The 23404-nt window shown below is 40.3% G+C and carries 20 protein-coding genes; 4 read left to right on the top strand and 16 right to left on the bottom strand.

The window, feature by feature from the left end; genetic code table 11:
- Nucleotides 1–103 precede the first annotated feature (103 nt).
- The 9 genes from WKF66_RS03770 to WKF66_RS03730 form a co-directional block, all read right to left on the bottom strand.
- Entirely contained in the window at nucleotides 104–322 is a 219-nt protein-coding gene (locus WKF66_RS03770; RefSeq protein WP_489673069.1) for a hypothetical protein, read from the bottom strand.
- Between the two features lie 69 nt (nucleotides 323–391).
- Nucleotides 392–1276: an ATP synthase F1 subunit gamma gene (gene atpG, locus WKF66_RS03765; RefSeq protein ID WP_489673068.1), complete on the bottom strand. Its 885-nt coding sequence runs from the start codon at nucleotides 1274–1276 to the stop codon at nucleotides 392–394.
- Nucleotides 1277–1285: 9 nt separating this feature from the next.
- The gene (gene atpA / locus WKF66_RS03760) at nucleotides 1286–2860 is read right to left on the bottom strand and encodes a F0F1 ATP synthase subunit alpha (protein WP_489673067.1); all 1575 of its coding nucleotides are present in this window, start codon (nucleotides 2858–2860) and stop codon (nucleotides 1286–1288) included.
- 58 nt (nucleotides 2861–2918) lie between these two features.
- Nucleotides 2919–3467: an ATP synthase F1 subunit delta gene (gene atpH / locus WKF66_RS03755; RefSeq protein WP_489673066.1), complete on the bottom strand. Its 549-nt coding sequence runs from the start codon at nucleotides 3465–3467 to the stop codon at nucleotides 2919–2921.
- Between the two features lie 22 nt (nucleotides 3468–3489).
- Complete coding sequence (locus WKF66_RS03750) at nucleotides 3490–3984, bottom strand: F0F1 ATP synthase subunit B (protein WP_489673065.1); 495 nt, start codon at nucleotides 3982–3984, stop codon at nucleotides 3490–3492.
- A 70-nt stretch (nucleotides 3985–4054) separates the two neighbouring features.
- On the bottom strand, nucleotides 4055–4264 hold the full coding sequence (atpE, locus tag WKF66_RS03745; RefSeq protein WP_108553637.1) for an ATP synthase F0 subunit C: 210 nt from the start codon (nucleotides 4262–4264) through the stop codon (nucleotides 4055–4057).
- 40 nt (nucleotides 4265–4304) lie between these two features.
- Nucleotides 4305–5429 (bottom strand): F0F1 ATP synthase subunit A, encoded by a 1125-nt coding sequence (atpB, locus tag WKF66_RS03740; protein ID WP_489673064.1) that lies wholly within the window; start codon nucleotides 5427–5429, stop codon nucleotides 4305–4307.
- Between the two features lie 17 nt (nucleotides 5430–5446).
- Nucleotides 5447–5833 (bottom strand): hypothetical protein, encoded by a 387-nt coding sequence (locus WKF66_RS03735; protein ID WP_489673063.1) that lies wholly within the window; start codon nucleotides 5831–5833, stop codon nucleotides 5447–5449.
- Nucleotides 5834–5876: 43 nt separating this feature from the next.
- Complete coding sequence (locus WKF66_RS03730; protein ID WP_489673062.1) at nucleotides 5877–6092, bottom strand: AtpZ/AtpI family protein; 216 nt, start codon at nucleotides 6090–6092, stop codon at nucleotides 5877–5879.
- 121 nt (nucleotides 6093–6213) lie between these two features.
- Here WKF66_RS03730 and porW point away from each other — a divergent pair, with 121 nt between their 5' ends.
- The 3 genes from porW to uvrC are packed head-to-tail and all read left to right on the top strand — an operon-like array spanning nucleotide 6214 to nucleotide 13015.
- Nucleotides 6214–8964, top strand: coding sequence for a type IX secretion system periplasmic lipoprotein PorW/SprE (gene porW / locus WKF66_RS03725; RefSeq protein WP_489673061.1), 2751 nt, complete (start codon nucleotides 6214–6216; stop codon nucleotides 8962–8964).
- 1 nt (nucleotide 8965) lies between these two features.
- Nucleotides 8966–11185, top strand: coding sequence for a transglycosylase domain-containing protein (locus tag WKF66_RS03720; protein WP_489673060.1), 2220 nt, complete (start codon nucleotides 8966–8968; stop codon nucleotides 11183–11185).
- 21 nt (nucleotides 11186–11206) lie between these two features.
- On the top strand, nucleotides 11207–13015 hold the full coding sequence (gene uvrC, locus WKF66_RS03715) for an excinuclease ABC subunit UvrC (RefSeq protein ID WP_489673059.1): 1809 nt from the start codon (nucleotides 11207–11209) through the stop codon (nucleotides 13013–13015).
- 11 nt (nucleotides 13016–13026) lie between these two features.
- On the opposite strand, the gene porN is transcribed toward uvrC, so the two are convergent.
- The 6 genes from porN to WKF66_RS03685 all read right to left on the bottom strand — a co-directional run bounded on the left by porN (nucleotide 13027) and on the right by WKF66_RS03685 (nucleotide 19581).
- Nucleotides 13027–13908: a type IX secretion system ring subunit PorN/GldN gene (gene porN, locus WKF66_RS03710; protein WP_489673058.1), complete on the bottom strand. Its 882-nt coding sequence runs from the start codon at nucleotides 13906–13908 to the stop codon at nucleotides 13027–13029.
- A gap of 3 nt (nucleotides 13909–13911) precedes the next feature.
- Nucleotides 13912–15450 carry a type IX secretion system motor protein PorM/GldM gene (gene porM / locus WKF66_RS03705; protein ID WP_489673057.1) on the bottom strand — a complete coding sequence of 513 codons (1539 nt, stop codon included), beginning with the start codon at nucleotides 15448–15450 and terminating at the stop codon, nucleotides 13912–13914.
- 40 nt (nucleotides 15451–15490) lie between these two features.
- Nucleotides 15491–16303: a type IX secretion system motor protein PorL/GldL gene (gene porL / locus WKF66_RS03700; RefSeq protein ID WP_489673056.1), complete on the bottom strand. Its 813-nt coding sequence runs from the start codon at nucleotides 16301–16303 to the stop codon at nucleotides 15491–15493.
- 37 nt (nucleotides 16304–16340) lie between these two features.
- Nucleotides 16341–17705, bottom strand: coding sequence for a T9SS ring complex lipoprotein PorK/GldK (porK, locus tag WKF66_RS03695; protein WP_489673055.1), 1365 nt, complete (start codon nucleotides 17703–17705; stop codon nucleotides 16341–16343).
- A gap of 100 nt (nucleotides 17706–17805) precedes the next feature.
- Nucleotides 17806–18552, bottom strand: a complete 747-nt coding sequence (locus tag WKF66_RS03690) for a uroporphyrinogen-III synthase (protein ID WP_489673054.1) — start codon at nucleotides 18550–18552, stop codon at nucleotides 17806–17808.
- A gap of 39 nt (nucleotides 18553–18591) precedes the next feature.
- Nucleotides 18592–19581 carry a DUF4271 domain-containing protein gene (locus WKF66_RS03685; RefSeq protein WP_489673053.1) on the bottom strand — a complete coding sequence of 330 codons (990 nt, stop codon included), beginning with the start codon at nucleotides 19579–19581 and terminating at the stop codon, nucleotides 18592–18594.
- Nucleotides 19582–19657: 76 nt separating this feature from the next.
- Here WKF66_RS03685 and WKF66_RS03680 point away from each other — a divergent pair, with 76 nt between their 5' ends.
- Nucleotides 19658–22132 (top strand): YfhO family protein, encoded by a 2475-nt coding sequence (locus WKF66_RS03680; RefSeq protein WP_489673052.1) that lies wholly within the window; start codon nucleotides 19658–19660, stop codon nucleotides 22130–22132.
- Between the two features lie 427 nt (nucleotides 22133–22559).
- Here the strand turns inward: WKF66_RS03680 and WKF66_RS03675 are convergent, their stop codons facing one another.
- Nucleotides 22560–23336 (bottom strand): hypothetical protein, encoded by a 777-nt coding sequence (locus WKF66_RS03675; RefSeq protein ID WP_489673051.1) that lies wholly within the window; start codon nucleotides 23334–23336, stop codon nucleotides 22560–22562.
- Nucleotides 23337–23404 lie beyond the last annotated feature (68 nt).

The raw sequence follows: 23404 nt of genomic DNA, 5'->3' as shown, positions 1-23404 counted from the left end.
GTAACCTTAAACCGTACTGGCTGATATAGGGAGGCTTTATTTCATAAAAAAAGTCCTTAAAGGTTAGAAACCAATAAGGACTTTTGATGTGGCTACTTTAGAACTAAGCAGCCAATATTTTAAATACTCCTTTACAAGCAATAAATGCTCCTACAAAAAGGATTACCCATGAAACAATTGATAAAGTAGTGGAATCAAAAGCAAAACGAAGATAAACACCAACAATGCTCACTAGTACACCTGCAACAATCAATGTATATATTGACGTTTCATTAGCCCTTTTCATGCTTTCTTCTGTACTGTTGTTCGTTGTCTTTTCCATTTCGTAATAATTTATGGTCAAAAATAATATAATATTTGTAATCCTGTATGTACAAACGGCAATATATTATTATCCGTTTAGTGCTGCCGCACCACTTACAATCTCACTTAACTCTGTTGTAATCGCAGCCTGACGCGCCTGGTTGTAAGACAATTTCAATGCTTTCAATAAGTCTCCGGCATTTTCCGTTGCTTTGTCCATTGATGTCATCCTGGCACCGTGCTCAGAAGCATGAGAATCTAGAACGGCTTTATACAACTGGATTTTAATAGACTTTGGAATAAGCTGCTCAACAATACTTTCTTTAGAAGGTTCCAAAATATAGTCAATGTTAGCTGGCTTAATTAGCTCATCAGTCGTCGCATTCTTTGGCAATGGCAGTAATTGCTCGGTAGTCAAGATCTGAACTGCTGCGTTTTTGAACTTATTGTAGACAAGTTCAACTACATCAAACTCACCTTTCTCAAATCCAGCCATTATTGATTGGGTAATCTTAGTTACATTCTCAAAAGTAAGCTCTGTATATACTTCGTTATTGTTCCCAATAATGTTATAATTACGCTTTTCGTAGAAATCCTGAGACTTCTTACCAATGGCAACGATGCTTACTTTTCCGTTTTTATACTGCTCACTATACTTGCTGGCAATCAAATTGTTCGTTGCTTTTATCACATTCATGTTAAAAGCACCTGCAAGCCCACGATTAGAAGAAACTACAATCACCAACACCTTATTGGGTTCACGCTCCTGAATAAAAGGAGAAGATGATCCCTCTAGACTAGCTGAAAGGTTTCCTAAGATCTCTTTCAGTTTAGTAGCGTACGGACGTAATTGTATAATAGCATTGGTAGCACGTTTCAACTTAGCAGCCGAAACCATTTTCATGGCTTTAGTGATCTGCTGAGTAGACTGTACTGACGCTATACGAATTCTTACTTCTTTTAAATTTGCCATTGTATGTTGTTAGTATCTGCCCGAAAGCTCTTTTGCTACAGTTTCTAATACCCCAGTAATGGTATCATCTAGTTTTCCAGCTTTCAGTGCCTTTAAAGTCTCAGGATGACGTAATTCCAGTTGCTGTAAATATTCTGCCTCAAATTCCCTTACTTTATTAACAGGAACTGAACGCATTAGATTTTTAGTGCCAATATAAATGATCGCAACTTGCTTCTCAACAGTCATTGGTGAAAACTGACCTTGCTTAAGGATCTCCACGTTACGAGCACCCTTGTCTAACACTGATTTGGTTGCTGCATCTAAATCAGAACCGAATTTAGAGAAGGCCTCTAATTCGCGGTATTGTGCCTGATCCAGTTTTAACGTACCTGCAACTTTTTTCATTGATTTAATCTGAGCATTACCTCCTACACGGGATACCGAAATACCTACGTTGATTGCAGGACGAATACCAGCATTAAACAAATTACTTTCAAGGAAGATCTGTCCGTCCGTAATTGAAATTACGTTGGTAGGAATATATGCAGAAACGTCACCTGCTTGTGTTTCAATAATTGGCAATGCAGTTAATGAACCTCCACCTTTAACGATTCCTTTTAAGGACTCTGGTAGATCATTCATAGCCTGAGCGATCTCGTCATTCGAGTTGATCTTCGCTGCACGCTCTAATAAACGACTGTGTAGATAAAATACATCTCCTGGATAAGCCTCACGGCCCGGTGGGCGACGTAACAGTAGCGAAACCTCACGGTAAGCAACTGCTTGTTTAGACAAATCATCATAAACAATTAAAGCTGGTCTACCCGTATCACGGAAAAACTCGCCAATCGCAGCACCTGAAAACGGAGCGTAAAACTGAAGTGGAGCAGGTTCAGCAGCAGAAGCAGCAACAACTACTGTGTAAGGCATCGCACCATTTTCTTCAAGAGTACGTACAATGTTTGCTACTGTACTTGCTTTCTGACCGCAAGCCACGTATATACAATAAACAGGGTTACCCGCTTCGTAAAATTCTTTTTGGTTGATAATGGTATCAATTACAACCGCAGTCTTGCCAATCTGACGATCTCCAATTACAAGCTCACGCTGACCGCGACCGATTGGAATCATTCCGTCAATAGCTTTTATACCTGTTTGCAGAGGTTCAGTAACTGGCTGACGATAGATTACGCCGGGAGCTTTACGTTCGATAGGCATCTCATAGGTCTGGCCGATGATCGGTCCTTTTCCGTCGATAGGCTCTCCAAGTGTATTAACCACACGACCTAACATGCCTTCACCTACTTTAATGGAAGCAATTTTCTTCGTACGCTTAATGGTATCACCTTCTTTAATCTCGTCATATGGACCTAATAGTACCACACCAACGTTATCTTCCTCAAGATTCAATACAATACCTTGTAAGCCGGTCTCAAATTCAACCAACTCTCCTGATTGAACCTTAGTTAAACCATATATACGGGCAATACCATCACCTACTTGTAATACAGTACCAACTTCCTCAAGTTCTGCTTCTGATTTGAAGCCCGCCAATTGTTGCCTGATAATTGCCGATACTTCGTCTGGTTTTACCTCTACCATAATTTATATATTTCTTTTGTAATCAGTAAATATTATCTTTTGTTGTTTGCAAAGTAGTCTAAACGACACCCTGTGCAAATTCTTTCTTTAGTTTGTTTAAGCCGTGTGCAATACTTGCATCAAATTGTTTGTCACCAACCTTCAGTATAAAGCCTCCAATCAATTTCTCACTGATCTTGGACTTGATCACCACCTGATTTGCATTGGTTTCTCTTTTCACTATAGCCTCAATCTCTGCTTTGTTAGATTCAGTCAGCTCAGTAGCAGACGTAACTTCAGCAGTAACGATCCCTTTGATGGCATTGTATTGCTCAATAAACGATTTAGCAGTAGCAAATAAAATTGCAGAACGCCCTTTAGCAACCACAAGTTTCATAAAAGTACTTGTAAGCGGTTGTACGGTACTACCAAAAACGGCTTTAAGGATACCGGCTTTCTTATCCAAAGGAACAATCGGATTGTTGAGAATAGCCTCAAGCTGCGAGTTTTCGTCGATAACCTTAGCCAACAAAACCATATCACCTTTAATCACCTCAAATGTATTTTGCTCATTTGAAAGGTCAATAAGAGATTTGGCGTATCTTGATGCTGCTTTATTTTGTGACATTTTCTTTAGTTATAGAGGCCGACTAGTTTAATTCAACTTCTTTCAACAGGTTAGTTACAAAGGCCTGCTGTGTAGCTTTATCCTGCAATTGATTACGCAGAACCCGCTCAGCGATATCAAGCGACAATGTTGAAACCTGGTTTTTCAGTTCAGCCAATGCGGCTTTCTTTTGGTTATCAATTTCAATCCTTGCCTTTTCAATCAGCTTAGCCCCTTCGTTTTGAGCTTGAGTTTTTGCTTCATGAACAATACTGTCTTTTAGAGTCTTAGCTTCTTTTAAAATACGGTCACGCTCTAAACGCGCTTCTTTCATCAACTCCTCGTTCTGAGCAGTTAAACGTGTCATCTCTTGTTTTGCAAGCTCAGCTTTATTCAAAGCTTCGTCGATAGACTGTTCACGTTCTTTAATGGCAGCCAAAACTGGTTTCCATGCAAATTTTGCTAATAAGAACATGAGTAATAAGAACGCTATCGTTTGAAGGATAACCAAGCCAAATTCCGGTACTAATAATTCCATCTATGTATATTTTATTCTTTTAATCTTAATAAAAAAATGTACCAGGCCAAACGCCTGGTACAAATTAGTTCTAGCCATTACCCATTAGGGCAACTACTACCGCGAATAAAGCAACAGCTTCAACGAAAGCTGCAGCGATCAACATCGCAGTTTGGATTTTAGAGGCTGCTTCCGGCTGACGGGCAATACCATCCATAGCGGAACCGCCAATTTTACCGATACCCAGACCAGCGCCAATCGCAGCTAATCCTGCACCAATTGCAGCAATACTTCCTGTAATCATGATTTTATATATTATAGTTGTTAAAAAATAATTCTAATTAATGATGCTCGTCAATAGCCATACCTATAAACAAGGCAGACAAGATCGTAAATATAAACGCTTGAATAAACGCTACCAACAGCTCAATTGCTCCAATAAATACAGCAAACGCAACAGATATCGGGGCGATATATAAACTATCAAATACAAACACAAGACAAATTAAAGAAAGCACCAGGATGTGTCCCGCAGTGATATTTGCAAACAAACGAATCATCAACGCGATTGGCTTAGTGAAAATACCAAAGAGCTCTACCGGTACCATTACAATGTACATCCACCAAGGTACATCAGGCATGAAAATATGCTTCCAATAATTTTTGTTACCGTTAAATACAGTTAAACAAAATGTAGCTGTCGCTAAAACTAAAGTCACCGCAATGTTTCCTGTTAGGTTAGCTCCTCCAGGTAAGAAAGGAACAAGACCTAACATATTATTAAACCAGATAAAGAAAAACACAGTCAACAAGTAAGGCATGAAACGCTCATACTTATGACCCAGGTTGGGTTTAGCTATGTCATCACGAACAAATAAGATAATAGGTTCCATCCAGGACTGTAATCCCTTTGGCGATTTGCCTATGCGTTTTTTGTAACCATTCGCTACGTTTAAAAACACGGCAAGTATCACCACCATAGAAAGCAACAATGTACAAGCGTTTTTAGTTAGAGAGATGTCTAAAGGACGGGCATTTGTAGGATGGTGTTTCTCATCAAGATCAACGTACAGACCGTGAGCATTTGCTTTTTCGGATGCATAGTAAATCTTTTCATGGACTTTAACAAAACGAAGCCCTTTACGCTCAACTACTAAAGCCCCCTCATCATCATGATGAAAGTCGCCAGAACTGAAGTTCACAAATCCATTTTTTGTATATAAGAAAACTGGAAGACTGATATAAGTATCCCCAATTACATGCCAGCTATGCGAGTCCGCAATGTGGTGTAACGCAAACGTTCCTATATCAAATTTCTTTTTCTCAGTGCCGGCATGAGCTTCTTCAGTAACATGAGTAGAATCAGCTTGCGCAAAAGCCTCTGAAACCGAAAAACACGCTAAAAAAAGCGTAAGAACAACAATTAACCGTTTAACTTTATACTCAAAAACGTGGCTACAATCCATTTAGTCGCAGATTTTTACTATTTATTTTGGTGGCGCAAGTTACGTAACAGAGCGTATATTTCAAAGAAGCTGAACAATAAATATAAAGAAAAAAAGTTCAGTACAAATACCATCCCCTTTTCTTTGCTATTCAGGCTGTAAATCAGCACGAAAGCCATTGAGAAAATCATTTTCAAAGCGATCGAGCCCATAATCGCCATGATTCCCGTTTCTGGGTTTCTTTTGATGCCAATATCAGCAACTATATATGCTATAAAAGTGATTGCTGCCAGGAAAATAAACACCACCCAAAACTTACTGGCTAAGATTTGAACATCTGGCAAAGCATGTTGTATTGTGTAAGCAATTCCTGCAAGAAGAACAGTGTAAATAGTATATAGAAGGGTAAATTTTTGAAGTATCAAAGCCCGGTTTTTAACAAAAGTATAGTTTTACAACGGTAAACTTTTAATCTGTCTTCTTATTGAGCTGCTTTACCACTTGGTATAAAGAAATTATAACACCAATCAAACTTAGAATTGCCGTGTAAATCGGTGCTTTAGTATTATTATACTCATCCAGCTTATAACCCAAAAATGCAAATACCCCGATCGTAGCTAGCATTTGAAAGCTAATGGATGAATACCTGGCGAAACTGTTTACTTGCTTTTTTTTCTCCTCCATAAGCTTAATTTATAAATGTTGAATATTTCAGTACTTTATCAGGTATAAACTACTTTTGCTTTTAATTCGTAATTTTAAGCATTAAATCTAATCACCGTCTTTGAAAAGTTCTGATTTATATATGCTAAAGTTTTCCCTGTTTGCCTTATGCATTTGCACAATATTTTCTTGTAGCATTCAAAAGGATACCGCAACAAGCCGGAGCATGCAAAATCTGACTGCCCGCTACAACTACATTTATAATGCCAACCTGGCACTTCTGAACCATCAAACTGAGCTAAACGAAAGCTATAAAGACAACTATGATCAGACTATACCGGTCTACCTGGGCCCAGAAGTCGACAATACTCAACTCAACACCTCTCTAAATATAAAAGGTATGGATGGGATAATCAAAAAAGCCCAAATCATCATACTTGATAAAAGCTTCAGCAACTATTTAGATGAGGCCTATATTTTGCTTGGAAAAGCAAACTACTTCAATGGAAATTACTTCAGCGCATCTGAATACCTTGATTATGCTGCGACAGCTTTTAGAACAAATATTCCAAGTCATGTAAAAGCATTGACCTGGAAAGCACGTAGCTTGATGCAAATCAGGAGATTTTCATCTGCAAACACCGTTCTGGACAGTCTGGAAGCAGTATTGCCTCAGGTCAAATCAGGAAGCAATCTTGCAGAAGCTTACGCTACAATGGCTCAGATGAGTATCTATCAAAACGATGTCCCAACGGCAATATCTTATATATTAGATGCTATAAAGTCGAGCAACGTCCGCCAGGAAAAAACTCGCTGGACTTATGTCCTTGCTCAGCTCTATGAAAAGCAAAAGAATTATATTGATGCCTTAACCCAATATCAAAAAGTACAGAAAAGCAATGCTCCTTTCGAAATGTACTTCAACGCCAAGCTAAGTCAGATTAGGTTGAACTCGGAACAAGGAAAAGTTATTGATAGAAAGGCCTTGTTGCTTGCACTTTTAAAAGACGACAAAAACATCGAGTACAACGATCAGGTGTATTTTCAAATTGCGGAGAACTTAAACGACTCCGGTGCATTTGAAGAGGCACAAAACAACTATCTGACAGCGATTAAAACCAGTACATCAAATCAGTATCAGAAAGGGCTCTCCTTTCTAAGGATAGCCGACTTGAACTTTAAATCCCTGAGAAATTACCAAAAAGCTAAGTCCTACTATGACAGCACGGTAAATACACTTCCTAAGGGTTACCCAGGCTATGAGGCTATCTTGAAAAAAAGCCTGAACCTGCAGTATCTAACGCAGAGATATGAAACCATTAATCTGGAAGACACCCTTCAAGCCATTGCAAAACTACCAGAGTCAAGTCGCCTGGCGAGAATCCGAAATATCGTAAATCCTGATGTTAGAATTCCGACAACAGCTGCTGGGACCGCTGTCGATTACAACTATCAACCGCTGAGCAATAGAAATGCTACTCCTGCAAGCGCTTTCTATTTTGGAAATCCAGCAGCAATAAGTATAGGGTATTCCGACTTCCAAAAGAAATGGGGCAATCGTAAACTTGAAGCGAACTGGCGTCAGAGCATCAGAACTTCGGCGCAGGCAACTTCTCAAGATATAGCAGGAACAATTACCAGCGTTACTGCTGGTTCAGACACAACTGCGGTAGCCTCTGTTGATAAAGAATTGTTACTCCAACAATATGCTGCTTCTTTACCAATATCGGAACAGCTTCTGAAAGTCTCCAATCAAAAAATTGTTGACGCTTATTTTGAGATCGCTAGTTTCTACTTACAGGAACTTAACGATCCGGAAGAGGCTGAAGAAGCCTACTTAACATTGATCAGAAGATTCCCTGGCAACAATCATCTTGATGCAGCACTATATAGCCTGTACCTGATCAACAGAACTACTGATGTAAAACAAGCTGACCGCTATAAAAATCAAATATTGTTAGAGTTTCCAAGCTCAGTCTATGCCAAGACGATAACCGACCCATCGTTTACGATCAAACAATCTGAAGCTGAGGCCGCTGTTACCAAACAATACAACGTCATATTTGAGCAATACCTAAAGAAAGATTTCCGGAACGTAATCCAAAGCGTCAAAAAGACTGAGGAGTCAAATGAAAATTATTTGTCTCCTCAACTCGCCTATTTAAAAGCAATTTCAATAGGAAGAAGTTATCCGGTAGACAGTCTTCTAACGGCCTTTAACCGCATTATACTTTTATATCCCAGTGACCAGCTAATTGCTCCCCTTACTAAAGAGCACCTACAATACATTAATGTACATCTCGAAGAGTTCAAAAAGAGAAGCATTGCGTTGGTAGACTTCGACCCCAACGAGCCACCATTTGTAGCTAAAAGCATCCCTCAACCAATTGTACTCAATCGACCTCCGGTGGCACCTGTGCCAAATACTATTCAACCTGTAGCGGTACTGCCAGACAGCCCCCCTGTCGCTCAAAATAACCCCGTAATACCAGTCGCTAATTCTTCCGCCTCCTCCGGCGTCAAAACTGATGGAACTTTCAATAATGCGATATCAAATGTCTACTATTTTATCGTTGCTGTTGCAGATGCTTCGTTGACGCTCAGCTCATCAAGATTTGGTATTGGGCAATTCAATCGCGGGAACTTCTCTGGCAGCAATTTGCGCCATCAATTAAAAGAATTTGACAATGATCAACTAATTTATGTTGGGAACTTTAGTAGTTTTGAGGACGCTAACAATTATGCTAATGGAATAGTACCTCAGTTAAAACAAATAATGAAGGTTCCCGTTAACATCTACACCAGCTTCATCATAAGCAAAGAAAACTTTGATAAGCTTAACAGTCAGGCTTTGCTGGATAAATATGTAGAATTTTATAAAAACAGTTATTAAAATGAAGAAACCTCTTTCACAGCAAGATATTCGAAGTTATAATTTTACGTTGTGGAAAATATTGATCGGTGCCATTGCCTTTTTTGCATTATTTATAGTACTTATCGGTTATGAAGTCTTCGGCCCACTCCCATCATTCAGAGACATCGAGCACCCCAAAAGTAATCAGGCTTCAGAAATCGTGACAGACGATGGTCGTGTTCTTGGAACCTACTTTGTTCAAAATCGTTCCAACGTCACCTACCCGGAAATCTCGCCAAACGTATTGAATGCTTTAATCGCTACGGAAGATATTCGTTTCAACGAACATTCCGGGATAGATTTCAAAAGAACATTCACCATTTTTTTCTACAACATTATTGGTAAAAAACAAGGTGGCAGTACCATTACGCAACAACTTGCCTTCAACCTTTTTTCTGATGAACTTCGTCAACGCAACTTCTTCAAACGTGTGTTACAAAAGTTCAAAGAATGGGTAATTGCTGTTAAGCTGGAAAGAAACTACACCAAAGAAGAAATTATCGTCATGTATCTTAATACAGTCGATTTTGGCAACCAGGCCTATGGGATCAAATCAGCAGCCAGGGTATATTTTAACACTACGCCAGATAAGCTGACCGTTTCGCAAGCCGCAACATTAGTCGGTATTCTTAAAGGCATTACGCGATACTCTCCTACCCGTAACCCGGAAAGGGCACTAGCCCGTAGGAATACCATCATGAGTTTAATGGTGAAAGCAGAGCTTTTAACAGAACAGGACCTTCAATCAGAACAAGAGAAACCATTAGGGTTGGTGTTTAGTGCCGCCACAGTTAATGACGGCATCGCGCCTTATTTCAGAGCGGTTTTAAAAAATGACATCCGTAGGCTATTTGAAGAACGCTCCATTACCAAACCCGATGGAACACCTTACGATTTAGACAGAGATGGTCTAAGAATTATTACGACCATCAATTACGATATGCAGCTGTATGCAGAAGAAGCGCAGAAAGAGTATATGAGAACGCTTCAGATGTCGTTCATTAAGAGTTGGAAAGGCCGTAATCCTTATAAAGGCAAAGAAATGTTGATAGAGCAGGGCATGAAACGTTCAGACCGGTATAAGTCGCTGCAACTTGAGGGAAAGTCTGAAGACGAGATTAAAACTGATTTCAATACTCCTACCCAATTGAGCATTTTTACCTGGAAAGGTAACATCGATACACTCATGAAGCCAATTGATTCCGTGAAATACTATAAAATGTTGTTAAGGAACGCAATGATGGCAATGGATCCTCAAACGGGCTTTGTGAAAGCCTGGGTTGGTGGGATCAACTATGAGCATTTCAAATATGACCAGGTTAAAATGGGTACCCGACAAGTTGGCTCAACGGCAAAGCCTTTCACCTATTCTGTAGCTGTTGAAAACGGCTATTCTCCATGTTTCACTGTTCTTAATGAGCCAGTAACGATCGAAGTTCCGGGAAGTCCAAGCTGGACACCACGTTCGTCGGGCACTGTTCCGGGATACCTGACCTTACAGAAAGGTCTTGCACTTTCTCAAAATTATATTGCAGCTTACCTGATGAAGCAAGTAGGTCCTACGGCAGTTGCCACATTAGCAAAGAAGATGGGTATCAGTTCAGACGTTCCTGCATATCCTTCTATAGCCTTGGGGTCTTTCAATGCATCAGTATATGATATGGTTGGGGCCTACAGCGTATTTGCAAACAAAGGTATTTACACTAAACCAACGTATATACTTCGTATAGAAGATAAAAATGGGGTGGTATTACATAGTGAAAAAGCGATTCCTGTGCCAGCAATGAATGAGGAAGTGGCCTATGTGATGACACGAATGCTTCGTGGGGTGGTGACCAATGGAACTGGCTGGCGACTTACAAAATACGGAATTAAAACCCCTATTGGAGGTAAAACCGGAACAACTCAGAATAATTCAGATGGTTGGTTCATGGGCATTAGTCCGCAGCTGGTAGCCGGCGTATGGACCGGTTGCGAAGATCGGGCGTTCCACTTCACCAGTACTGCACAAGGTGATGGCGCAACTACTGCCCTTCCGATATATGCAGGCTTTATGAAGCGCGTTTATGCAAATCCAAAATTAAAGATATCAAAAGCCGACTTCGAGCCGCCAAAGAGCGGAGTGTCTATCACGTACGATTGCAATCAATACCAGCAGCAGGAACAGAAAACTGAACTGGATGAAAAGTTAGGCTTTTAACCTTTTAGATCTTTTTTGCTCATGAGTGCTTTCGATCACAAAAAGGCATTAGCCGATATTCCTCATAAACCAGGCGTTTACCAGTATTGGGACACCGAGGGGGCACTGATGTATATAGGAAAGGCAAAAGATCTGCGAAACCGGGTCGGCTCCTATTTCAATAGTGACACACAGATGAATGGGAAGACCAAGGTTTTGGTATCCCGCATCAGAAAGATAACGTTCACTATCGTCGATACCGAAATTGATGCCTGGCTGTTAGAGAACAGCCTGATTAAAAAGCACCAGCCTAAGTATAACATCATGCTTAAGGATGATAAAACCTATCCATGGATCATCATTAAGAAAGAGCCTTTCCCAAGGATATTCTGGACTAGAAACATGATAAAGGATGGTTCGACGTACTTTGGTCCATATGCCTCCGTAGGAATGATGCACGTGATTCTAGACCTTATTAAGGAGACTTATCCGCTTAGAACTTGCAACCTTCCGCTTACGCCCCCTAATATTGAGGCGGGTAAATTTAAAGTTTGCTTAGAATTTCAGATCGGAAACTGTAAAGGGCCCTGTCAGGCCTATCAATCTCTGATAGATTACGACAATAATATTGAGGAGATTAAAGATATCTTAAACGGAAAAATCGGAACCGTTATAAAAAACGTTAAGAACGTCATTAAAACTTCTGTAGAGCAATTGAACTTTGAATATGCACACCAGTATCAAAGGAAGCTGTTAGTTCTGGAGAAATACCAGAGCAAATCTACAGTTGTTAATAGTGCAATCACCAACATAGACGTGGTCAGCATAGCTTCTGATGAGCGGTATGCTTTTGTGAATTACCTTAAGGTAATGAATGGCAGCATCATTCAAACACAGACCATTGAAATAAAAAAGCGTCTGGATGAGAGCGATGAAGAACTGCTTACCATAGCGATCACGGAATTTCGCACAAAGTTCAATAGTACTTCGAAAGAGATCATTGTACCATTTGACATTACGCTTCTGGATTTTTCCCTCAAATTTACCGTTCCGAAGCTTGGTGAAAAGAAAAAGCTTCTGGAACTGAGCGAGAAAAATGTGATGTTTTTTAAACGCGAAAAGCTGAACCAATACGAACAGTTGAATCCAGACCTGCGTACAGATAGAATCCTTACTCAAATGCAAAAGGATTTACGACTAACGCAGCTCCCTAAACACATTGAATGTTTTGACAACTCCAACTTTCAAGGAAAGTATCCAGTATCAGCAATTGTGGTCTTCAGAGATGCCAAACCATCTAAAAAAGACTACAGACACTTTAACGTGAAAACCGTTGAAGGTCCGAATGACTTTGCTACCATGGAAGAGGCAGTATACAGGCGATATAAGCGAATGCTTGAGGAAGAGGACACATTACCTCAGTTGATCATTATTGATGGCGGCAAGGGGCAGCTTTCCTCTGCTATGACCAGCCTTAAGAAACTAGGTATTGAGAAAAGGGTTACCGTTATTGGAATCGCGAAAAGACTGGAGGAGCTGTACTATCCCGGAGACTCCTACCCGCTTTATCTTGATAAAAAATCTGAGACTTTGAAGATCATACAACAGTTAAGGGACGAAGCACATCGTTTTGGAATCACTTTTCACAGGAAGAAAAGAGACCAGGGAACGCTAAAAACAGAACTTGAACAGATAGTAGGAATAGGTAAGACTACAGCAGATAAATTACTGCGGCATTTTAAGTCAGTAAAGAAAATACGGGAAGCGAAAGAAGAGGAACTAGCAACGTTGCTTAATAAAGCACAAGTAAAAACGCTATTAGATTATTTCCGTACAGAAGAGGAAGCTTAACCCCGAACGAGCTAATACTCCCATAAACTCTGCTCAAAATCAGCAAGTGTTTTCTTTATTGCTTCCGACTCTTGCAACTTTCTTATGTCTTTAGGGTCAGTTAAACCCAGCATTTCCACGATGTTCTTGTTACCTGGATTTGTTTGCTTAACCACATAACTCGAGAACAGCCTTCTTACAAAGAAATCGTCAAAGCTTAACGTAGAAGCATCATTTCCTGGATTAACCATCCGTTTCTTGCTAAGCAACTCGCGTGCATCATTGTAATAGACCCAAAATACCGGTTGCCAGTTACCTTCAACCATTTTCATTGGTGCGATACCAACAATCCTCGGTTCAAATATGGAACGCTTCGTATCAAGAATCCAATCTTCTTTTATCCGGTATTTCATGAACTCTTCCGAGCGTAACCTTCTAAGCGTAGGGTCAGCTACCTTTCCTGTAGTAGAATCCGCAACACCTTCAGTAAGTCCCCTGGCACTTGCCAGTGCCTCTTGAGCGGTCAAAGCAATCTTAAAGGAATCGTTATCCTCCAGCAGTTTACCTGCAGTAGTATCTTTATTGGAGTAAACCGTCAGCTCTTCATTGCCAACAGCCTCTAACAGTACATCGATCAACTTAGCGCTTTCCGCCCTAAGTACGGAATTGATTGTATCTCTTAAATCTAACTCACGCCAAATGCGTTTGGCATAATACACATCCTCGTCACGAACATCGGCATATGGAACCAACACACTGCTGTCTACGTCAACACGTACCGTAAAACCATCCTTAGGCGGAGTCTTGATTTTAGCTTTTTTAACAGAATCCGTCCGTACAGGAGTGACGGGATTCTGAGCAACAGCGCTCAAACCCATCATTAGGAATACCACAAAGCCCAGCACTTTTTTCATAATCTACTTTGTTAAAAATGTAATTCCGTCTAACACCTTTTGTCTACCATCAGGTCCTTCACAAACGATATCCTTAAATATAACTGTTGCATTCGGCTTTAACGAGTTCAAAGCTCCCTTAATTTGTGAACTGAAACCCGCTCCACTATTTTGTATGGTTACCGCATCAGATCTAGGGTTAATAAAAGTCACTGCAAACCGGATCACTCTAAACTTGACATCAAAAACAAAGTCTTCAAGTTGTGTGTCCATCACACCTGCGCTTTCAATAAACTCAAGTGGAACACTGCCGCCTGCTTTTCCTTTAACGTAAGGCCTCGGTGTAGGTAAAGCTTTTACACGAAATTGTTGAGAACCCAAGTTCAAAGTTTTTCCTCCTGCGTTCGAGCTCACATTGATGCTAAGTGTTTTACCAACTTGCCCACCACCAACATTAACCATATACTTTCCATTACTACCGGAAATAGATCCACCATCTATGGAAGCTCTAACGCTCTCCAATGGAAATCCAGCAGCAGATACAGAGAACGGGTTAGGAATCCCTGCATAGATAACATTCATCTTATCCGGAGAGACGGTAGAAGATGGCTTAGCAACCTGGTAAGTTTGTACAGGTGTCAAGTATTCTTTTACTTGTCCATCCGTCTGAACAACTCTTACGGATCCTCTCCATGTAAATACACCTACACTTCCTGTACCGCCACTATAAGTTCCTTTTCCTTCTCTAACAGCTAGAGAATTACCCCCCACTGAGATTTGTGGTACTGATCTCGAGTCGCTCGCTGTCAGGAAAACTTGAGCAGTGTAGGGTTGACCTTGAATGACATATGAACTCGGAGCCACTGCGACAGCCGCAAATTGATCCAGGTTCACCAGAGATTTATCCATGTTTCCAAATAACTTCTTCACGATCTCTGCCTCCGCATTTCTGACGTCCGACTGAATCTTACTCAATGTTGTATTTGCGGCAGTCAAAGGCATACCTTCACCGAAGTTGATATCTTCCCAGTTCTTTTTGCCGTTAACATTCTTAGCAGCGTCTTTCGCTTCCAGAGTGAACGTAATTCCTGCACGATCTTTTGTCTCTAATAACCCAATCAGTTTTTCGCGGGTGTCATTGATCTTGTTTTTCAACTTCTCACCCTCTTTCTGATTGATCATGATACCTTGAGCAATATCCATATTGGCACGTTCCACCAGGTCACCGGTTTCTTCATCAATTCCTCTACCTGCTGTATTGAACTGATCTTTGAGTTTTTGAACATAATTGTTCAAGTCATCAGCGTAAGCTTTAGCCTTGTTTGCTTTTTCCCAGATCGGCTGTGCCCTTCCCGGCTCATCCTTTAGCTTTGTATTCTGAAAAGATGTAAATAGTTGCTCTATGCTTGTACTCACGTTATTCTTAGATGAAACTAAGCTGTCGTTAAAGTTCTTAAAAGCATTTAATATCGTATCCGACACATTTAAGGCAAGCATAGCAAGCAATACCAAATACATGATATTGATCATCTTCTGCCTCGTTGTCTCTTTTCCTCCGGCCATCTAATTGGTCTCCTTTGTTTAATTAATAATTGATCACCAATTATACCCGTGGCTGGTTCATTGCAGTAAGCATATTACCATAAATAGCATTCAATGACGCTAAGTTTTTAGCAAGCTTACCAACTTCATCTTTAAACTGTTTAGAGTCTTCCATTGACTCATTAAAGTTGTTCATCGTTAAAGATAGGTTCTGATAAAATTTATTCATTGATTTCAAGTGCGCGCTTGAATCTTGAAGCTCTAACTCATATACAGCATTCAAAGAAGATAGATTTTTAGCCAGGGCGTTTACCTGATCATGATATGCCGCTGCACCAGCGTTACTTTCTCCCATTTCTGCAAGTTGGGCGGTTGCTTTAGAAAAAGCTGTATTTAGATTATCGAAACTTGCAGTAGCTCCTTTGACTTTCACCGCAAACTCGGTAGTTGCAGATGAAGCGTCGGCCACAGAAGAAATATTGGCTACTTTCTCTCCAAACGTGCGAAGTCCTGTTCCAAGACTTTCAATAAGCTCAGGACCAATCTTTGCATCAACTAACATTTTATCTAATGCCGCTGTGGACGAAAATCCAGTCGGTGCGGGTGCAACTGGTCTGGTCGTTGCTTTAGGAAGTTCCCCTGTAAAATCAGTGCGCAACTCCGGGTAAACTCTTTCCCAGGGAAGTTCTTGTTCAGGTTGTCTCAAACCAGTTAGAAAGAATAAGAAGGCCTCAACGCCAAGTCCGATACCAATCGCATAATTGCCAAAGGCGCCGCCAATGTGTAAAATTTTAAAAAGCGCTCCTAAAATTACTATACTGGCACCCCAGGATATCGCTACGTGTAACCAATCAAATTTTGCTTTTGCTGCCATACTGAATTAAATAAGGATAGATGTTTTATGTTTTACGTTAGTTTCTGTAAGTAATGTCGGTTCCAGGATATGAAGAAACACATCTGAATCCAATATAAGACCTGGCTTGATCTTGATATTCATAAGTACCTACTGCATTTTGAAGGAAAAACCCGATGTCTTTCCAGGAACCCCCTCTTACTACTTTACGTTTCATATACTTACTGTCAGTTGTCTTTGCAACATAAGTAAAGTTTGGATTGAAGTCTAAAAGCATAGGTGCTGCAGATTGGTTATATGCAGTAACGGTCCATTCGGCAACATTGCCGGCCATGTTATATAAGCCGTAGTCATTAGGGAAATAAGACTTAACGTTTACGGTATACAGTCCCCCATCATCAGAGTAATTTCCACGTCCAACCTTGAAGTTAGCCTGCATACATCCTTTGGTATTGCGGACGTAAGGTCCTCCCCATGGGTACTTCGTTTTAACATTGCCACCTCTCGCAGCATACTCAAACTGCGCATCGCTTGGTAATTGATATTCAGGACGAGAACTTAAAGGCTGCTTTCTTGCTACTGCCACCGATTCATAAAGTCTGGTTCGCCATACACAAAAGGCAGAAGCCTGCTCCCAGCTCACCCCAACAACCGGGTAATCATCATAAGAAGGATGATTAAAATAAGCTTTAACCATTGGATCATTTTGGGAATATGAATAATCAACCTTCCAAACTAGTGTATCAGGATAAACCGGGATCGAAGGATGTTGATTAATATTATTTGGATCAGGAAGGTCTGTATACGTTACAATCGCATCTTGTCTCTTTTTAGAAGGATCCTTTCTGTTCTCAGCAGCTAAGTCAGAATTTATATAGCTATACGCATATCTATATCTTCTGACGTCCAATTCATTTCGGCCTGGAATAGCATCCGCACCTGTATAATACATATCGGTCAGCTTTGAACCAAAACCGTTGTTCTTATTGCTCCAAAGTAAACTTCCGTTACCAACCTTCTTCCAGTCAATATTCCTGTTTGCTCCGGTAGCAGCAACATTTTGATCACCTTTCGGCTGTAGAAAAAAGGCAGGAGCTGTTGTAGGACCTAAAGTAGTTACTGCAATGGAATCTCTTACCCAGTTTACGAATTGTCTGTATTCAGAATTTGATATTTCTGTCTGATCCATAAAAAACGCGCTGAATGAAGTCATGGCGCTTGGAGCAGTTTGGTTGCTAATGATGTCTTCGTCAGATATTCCTATCAGCGTTCTGCCAGGGGGAATATAAACCATACCCAAAGGAATTCTGTTGTTCCTGAATTTCTTATTGTAAACACCAACCAGCTCACCTTGCCCCCCTCCTTTACAACTAGATAGAAGTGCCGCTACAATCAAAAAACATAATAGGTATAAGTTTCTCATAATTACGTCAAGCAATTTAATAACAATTTTATTAATTATGATTGGAATTAACAACTATTCCTACTGAAATATCTGCTTGAGCGAAAAATGAGGGAAATGGCTACTTGTTAGATTTCTTAAGATAATTTTCTATTGCCATGATCATCGAAGGAGCTTCTGGTGAAGGAGCAGCGATATCAACTTGTAGACCCGCGTCTTTAACAGCTTTATGTGTGTTAAGTCCAAACGCTGCAATCCGGGTGTTATTTTGTTGGAAATTAGAAAAGTTTGTAAATAGAGACTGGATGCTTGAAGGACTAAAAAAACCAATCACATCATAAAACACTTCTGCAAGATCCGAAAGGTCTGAAACCACAGTTTTGAATAATACTGCAGGCGTCACATCATAATTATTCTTTTGTAAGAAATTCATGGTGTCTTCAGTAGCAACATCAGAGCATGGATAAAGGAATTTCTCTGTCGCATGTTTCTTTAAAATTTCAGCTAAATCTGCCGCCGTTTGCTTACCAAAAAAGATCTTGCGCTTCCGGTACTGAATGTATTTCTGAAGGTATAATGCCGTTGATTCTGAGATGCAAAAATACTTCAAATCTGCTGGGACTTCGTATCTCATCTCTTCGCAAATCCTGAAAAAATGATCCACCGCATTTCTGCTGGTAAACACTACCGCGGTGAAGTCACCTAAGGTGATTTTTCCCTTTCTGAAATCTCTCGCCGGCACCCCTTCTACATGGATAAACGATCTGAAATCAATCTTCAAGTTGTACTTTTTTGCCAAATCAAAATACGGTGATTTTTCTGTTTCCGGCTTTGGCAAAGTGATCAATATACTCTTTACCTTACGCATCCTATCTTCAACCATTTTTGCTTTTTACAATTTACAGCGTTATAATCCTATTGCCTTGATTAAAATTAATATAGGGCAAATTTCGAGGGCACAAAAGTACAAAAACAAATAGACTTTTGAAAATCGATTATTCGACAAAATGTTAACTCCAGCCCTTATTATTTGGAACGCAAAGATGGTTCCTAAAAGAATAAATGAAATTGCTATAAAAATAGGAGCGTATTTCAACGGCGACAAGGCGAATGCTACCACCAGGGGAATGAATATCAGGGAAAGGTTGAAGTAGCTCAGATACAAAATTGTTATGTATTCATTCACAGGCTTTTGTACATTAAACAAATGTCCCATTACCCTTAAGATGACGATTTTCAACAAATAAAGCAGCACAATCAAGACAGAAATGCTCAGGTAAAACTGGAAACCAGTACCAGAAAATGCGAGGTGGTAGAACTGTGATACCAGATAAAAGAACATCCCAATAGTAAATCCAAACTGAACAAACAAAAGTAAAAAAGGCCAGGATGTGAACAAATTATCTTCCTTATTTAAGTTGTTCAACACCCGATTACTAAAGAAACTTTGAACAATGGTTTGTAATTGTTTCGTAAAGGAGATCTTTAACGTTGCGAATAACAGCAATAAAAACACGACAACTCCAAGCACCCATAGCTGCCCTTTCGGTAATGGCTTGCCAAATTTATACTTGCTTCTTGGTACAGAAGCATAGTCCTTATACCTGTTAATCAGATTAGATCTTCCAACTGTATTTGCCTTGAAAATACTATCCATTATCATGTGCCTGTTGATCATAGAATCAGGGAAAAGCCAGGTGGCTTTCATCACAGAATCCGTCACAAAATCTCGCCTCGCGTTATAGATAGAATCCCTTACTAACCTTTGTCGATAACTGATCCGCACAGCTGCATTAGGTATGCTATCAACAGCCGGAACTAAGTCCTGCGCATAACCCGCTTCACTGCCAATTAATAGCAAAAATAAAGTGATTACACATACAAGTCTGGAGATCATTGTCGCAAAACTAGCTAAAAACTAACAACCATACTAGAGCTTATTAATTTAGCGCTAAATTCTTAGTTTTACCGGCATGAAGAATTGGATCCGTTCAAATAGTCAGCACCTCCTGATCATAGCATTATTTATCGCCCTCTGCTGTATCTATTTTAGTCCGGCACTACAAGGCAAAATTCTTTATCAAAGTGATGTGATGGAGGCCAAAGCGCAGTCCCGGGAAATTATGGAGGTTAAAGCTGCAACAGGACATGGTCCCCTTTGGACCAATTCCATGTATGGAGGAATGCCTTCCTTCCAAATTTGGGCCAAGTATCCTGGCAATATGCTAACCTATGTGATTAGTTTCATGAAGACGGTATTTCCTGACCCTATTGATATTATTGTAAGCTTTTTGCTAGGATCCTACTTCTTATTAAGCGTACTAAAAATGAAGCCATGGGTTGCAGCCGCCGGCGCTGTTGCTTTCTCTTTCAGTTCTTACAACTTTATTTATATTCTTGCCGGCCATAGCAACCATGCAATGGCGATGGCGGTCTTCGCCCCGATACTCGGATCCATGCTACTGACGTTAAGGGGAGGTAAATATCTGCTTCGCGGCGCCGTACTTACGGCATTCTTTCTAGCGCTCGAGATTCGGACCAATCACATACAGATGACCTACTACCTGTTTATGATATTGATCGTATTCATCGTCATCGAAGGCTATCACGCAATTTCCACCAAACAGAGCAAGCCTTTCTTTACAGCCTTAGCCTACCTCGCCGCAGCGGCAGTGCTAGCCGTAACCATCAATGCCGGAAGCCTCTGGTCAACCTGGGAATATGGCCAGGAGTCGATCCGCGGTAAAGCCAATTTAACCAGAAGCAGCACAGAAGCAAATTCGGGTCTGGCAAGGGGCTATGCTTATGAGTACAGTCAGGGAGTAGGTGAGATCGCCACCTTCTTAGTCCCAAACTTATATGGGGGTGCCTCGTCTGATCGATTTCCAGAAGGGAAGTCGGAAATTACTGAGGGTCTTCTAAAAGCAGGTCTTCCAGAGGCTCAGGCACAAGGACTGTTTGCTCAACTTAATGAACAGAACATCCTTCGTCCTTACTGGGGCGATAAACCCGGCACCAGGGGATCCTGGTATTTTGGAGCCATCGTCATGTTTCTGTTTGTACTTGGATTATATATCGTCAATACCAGGCTAAAGTGGTGGATCGTAACTGCATCTTTTCTTTTCATCTTCCTTTCTTTCGGGAAGAACTTCCCGTTGGTATCAGATCTATTTTTCGATCATTTTCCGATGTACAACAAATTCAGGTCTGTTGATTTTGCACTTGCAGTGCCCGCATTTTTAGTTCCACTATTGGCATTTCTTGGGCTAAATGAGTTAATCACCCAAAGGGATGTCCGAAAAGACCTTTCAAAAAGACTAATGCATTCCTTTTACATCACTGCAGGTTTTCTAGCACTAATTATAATTTTTCCTACACTGATTTTTGACTTCAAAGCTTCTTATCATGCTGAAGTTTTGGCTTCTATTGCGAAAGCCTTTGATAGCAATATTGCAAATGTGGTAAGCAATGGCTTAGTAGCAGACCGTATTTCATTGGCCCGGACAGATGCCATCAGGTCACTAATTTTCATATTGATCGCATTTGCGGCGACATGGTATATGCTTAAAGCTAAGATTAAGACGGAGACAGCTGTACTAATCATCGGAGTAGCCATTTTAATCGATATGTGGGGGGTGGACCGTAGATATTTAAATAACGCCAACTTTTACGACGAAGATCAAATAAGCCAGAGTTTTCAGGCAACAACGGCAGACCTACAAATACTGGAAGATCCGGCATTGGACTACCGTGTGCTTGATTTGAGTAAAGAAAATCCATTCTTTGATGCAGCGCCGTCCTATTTTCACAAATCTGTTGGCGGAAGGCACTCTGCACGACTGCAACGTTTTGAAGAGTTGATCAATTCGCAATTTACTTCCAAATTGAATGCCCCTGTATTGGATATGTTAAACACCAAATATTTTATAGTGCCGGACAGTGTACCAGGGCAATTAAAACCTGTATTACGTACCTCAGCGCTAGGAAATGCATGGTTTGTAAACAATGTAAAATACGTTGAAGGAGCAGATGCTGAGATGAAAGCAATTACCGCTTTCCATCCTGGAGACACCGCAGTTGTTCAGAATAGCTTTGCTTCATTGGTTGGAAAGATTAATTCAAAACGAGACACTACAGCTTCAATTGAACTGATAAAATACCATCCGGACGACTTACTTTATAAGTATACTAATAGTGAGGAGGCAGTTGCAGTGTTCGCAGAGATCTGGTACGATAAGGGATGGAATGCTTATCTTGATGGAAAGAAAGTGCCTTACTTCAGGGCAAATTATATTCTTCGGGCGATGAAGCTTCCTGCAGGAGCGCATCAGGTGCAGTTCAAATTTGAACCGAAATCCTACTTGATTGGGGATAAGATTTCTATGTTCGCCTCGTTCCTACTAGTAGTAACCGCAGGATTTGCATTTTTTAGTAAAAGGAAGCATTAAGCTAGTTTACAGCAACCAGATGTTCCAAAGGATCGTCATCCTTTGGAACAAATCTAATTGCGTCATACTGTGATGACAGCATGCTGAGAAGAGAGCGCTTCCGTATCTTGAAGGTCTTATATTTGGCTATATAATAGTAAAGGCAATTGAAGAACATTGATTGGGGACAAGCAATTAAAATATTTTTAAAAGTATCTTTTGTTTTCAAACCTGTCGATTTTCACAAGGACATCAACAACTTGTATTCTTGCTAAGGCCTTAGTGTTGTTCACGCTCGGGTCTGGCTTTGGTTCAGGCCGCTGTTCTCGAATAGTAATTCCACCATGAGGCCACCTTTTCTCTAGCAAAAGGCGGCCTCACCGTGGCCTCACTGCGGCCGCATGGTGGCCTCACCCAAAGCCAGACCCGAGCGTATGTATACCCATGGCTAAAGTTCAACGTATTCGTAAGTGTATTTAAAGGTTCCATGATCGTTTCCAGTGGAACCTATCGATTTTCTCACATGAGTAACTGGAAAGCCATCTTTATCATAAGTATAAGTATTTATGATGTCTACATAAGTGCCATTATCATAAATGAGTCTTTCCTTGAGCACATTGTTCTTAATATATCTTTCTCCATTGTCGAGATATAGGAAATAGTGCAATGGCGCATTATAAAACTTGTTCTTTTTATCATCATAACTCTTCTCAGATATGATCAATGTTCCCTCTTGAGTAGTCTCGCTTCTAATCATATGATCTCCTTCATACTGAAATTTTTGTATGGAAAAGACTACTCCGTCAAGCTTCGAATGCATCTCGGTAACTTTATCGCCGTTATAAATTGGACTGAACATATATTCTTTTATCAGCGTACCGTTTGTATAGGTTTTAAGCACTTCAAGACTTGGCCTATCCCCCGTATAAGTGACGGTGTATTGATTCTTGGAGGCCCCAAAAATAGATTCTGATGAATAAAGTTTACCCCCATTGTAACTTAATGACACCCGCTGCTCTGACCCTTTTATTCTCCCTATTAGCCTTTTTTCCTCATCGTACTGAAAGGTTGTAAAAGTTACTTTATTATCATTATCAAGCTCAATGATCCTTGACAACATTTTCAAAGGGACATTGGGTTCCGTTTTCACATCCGCATCTTTTTTACAACCGAGTAGCATTGCAACAGCTATCACAAATAGGAGCCATGTAAATTGAAGGCGCATAAGTTTTATATTTGGTTAATTAAAGGTAGTGTATTGATATTCAGCAATCAACAATGTGAACAATGAAT

The organism is Pedobacter sp. (genome assembly GCF_037719805.1).
GTDB lineage: Bacteria > Bacteroidota > Bacteroidia > Sphingobacteriales > Sphingobacteriaceae > Pedobacter.
The sequence above is the reverse complement of the archived record's forward strand: the minus strand, read 5'-3'. Positions and strand labels throughout refer to the sequence as shown.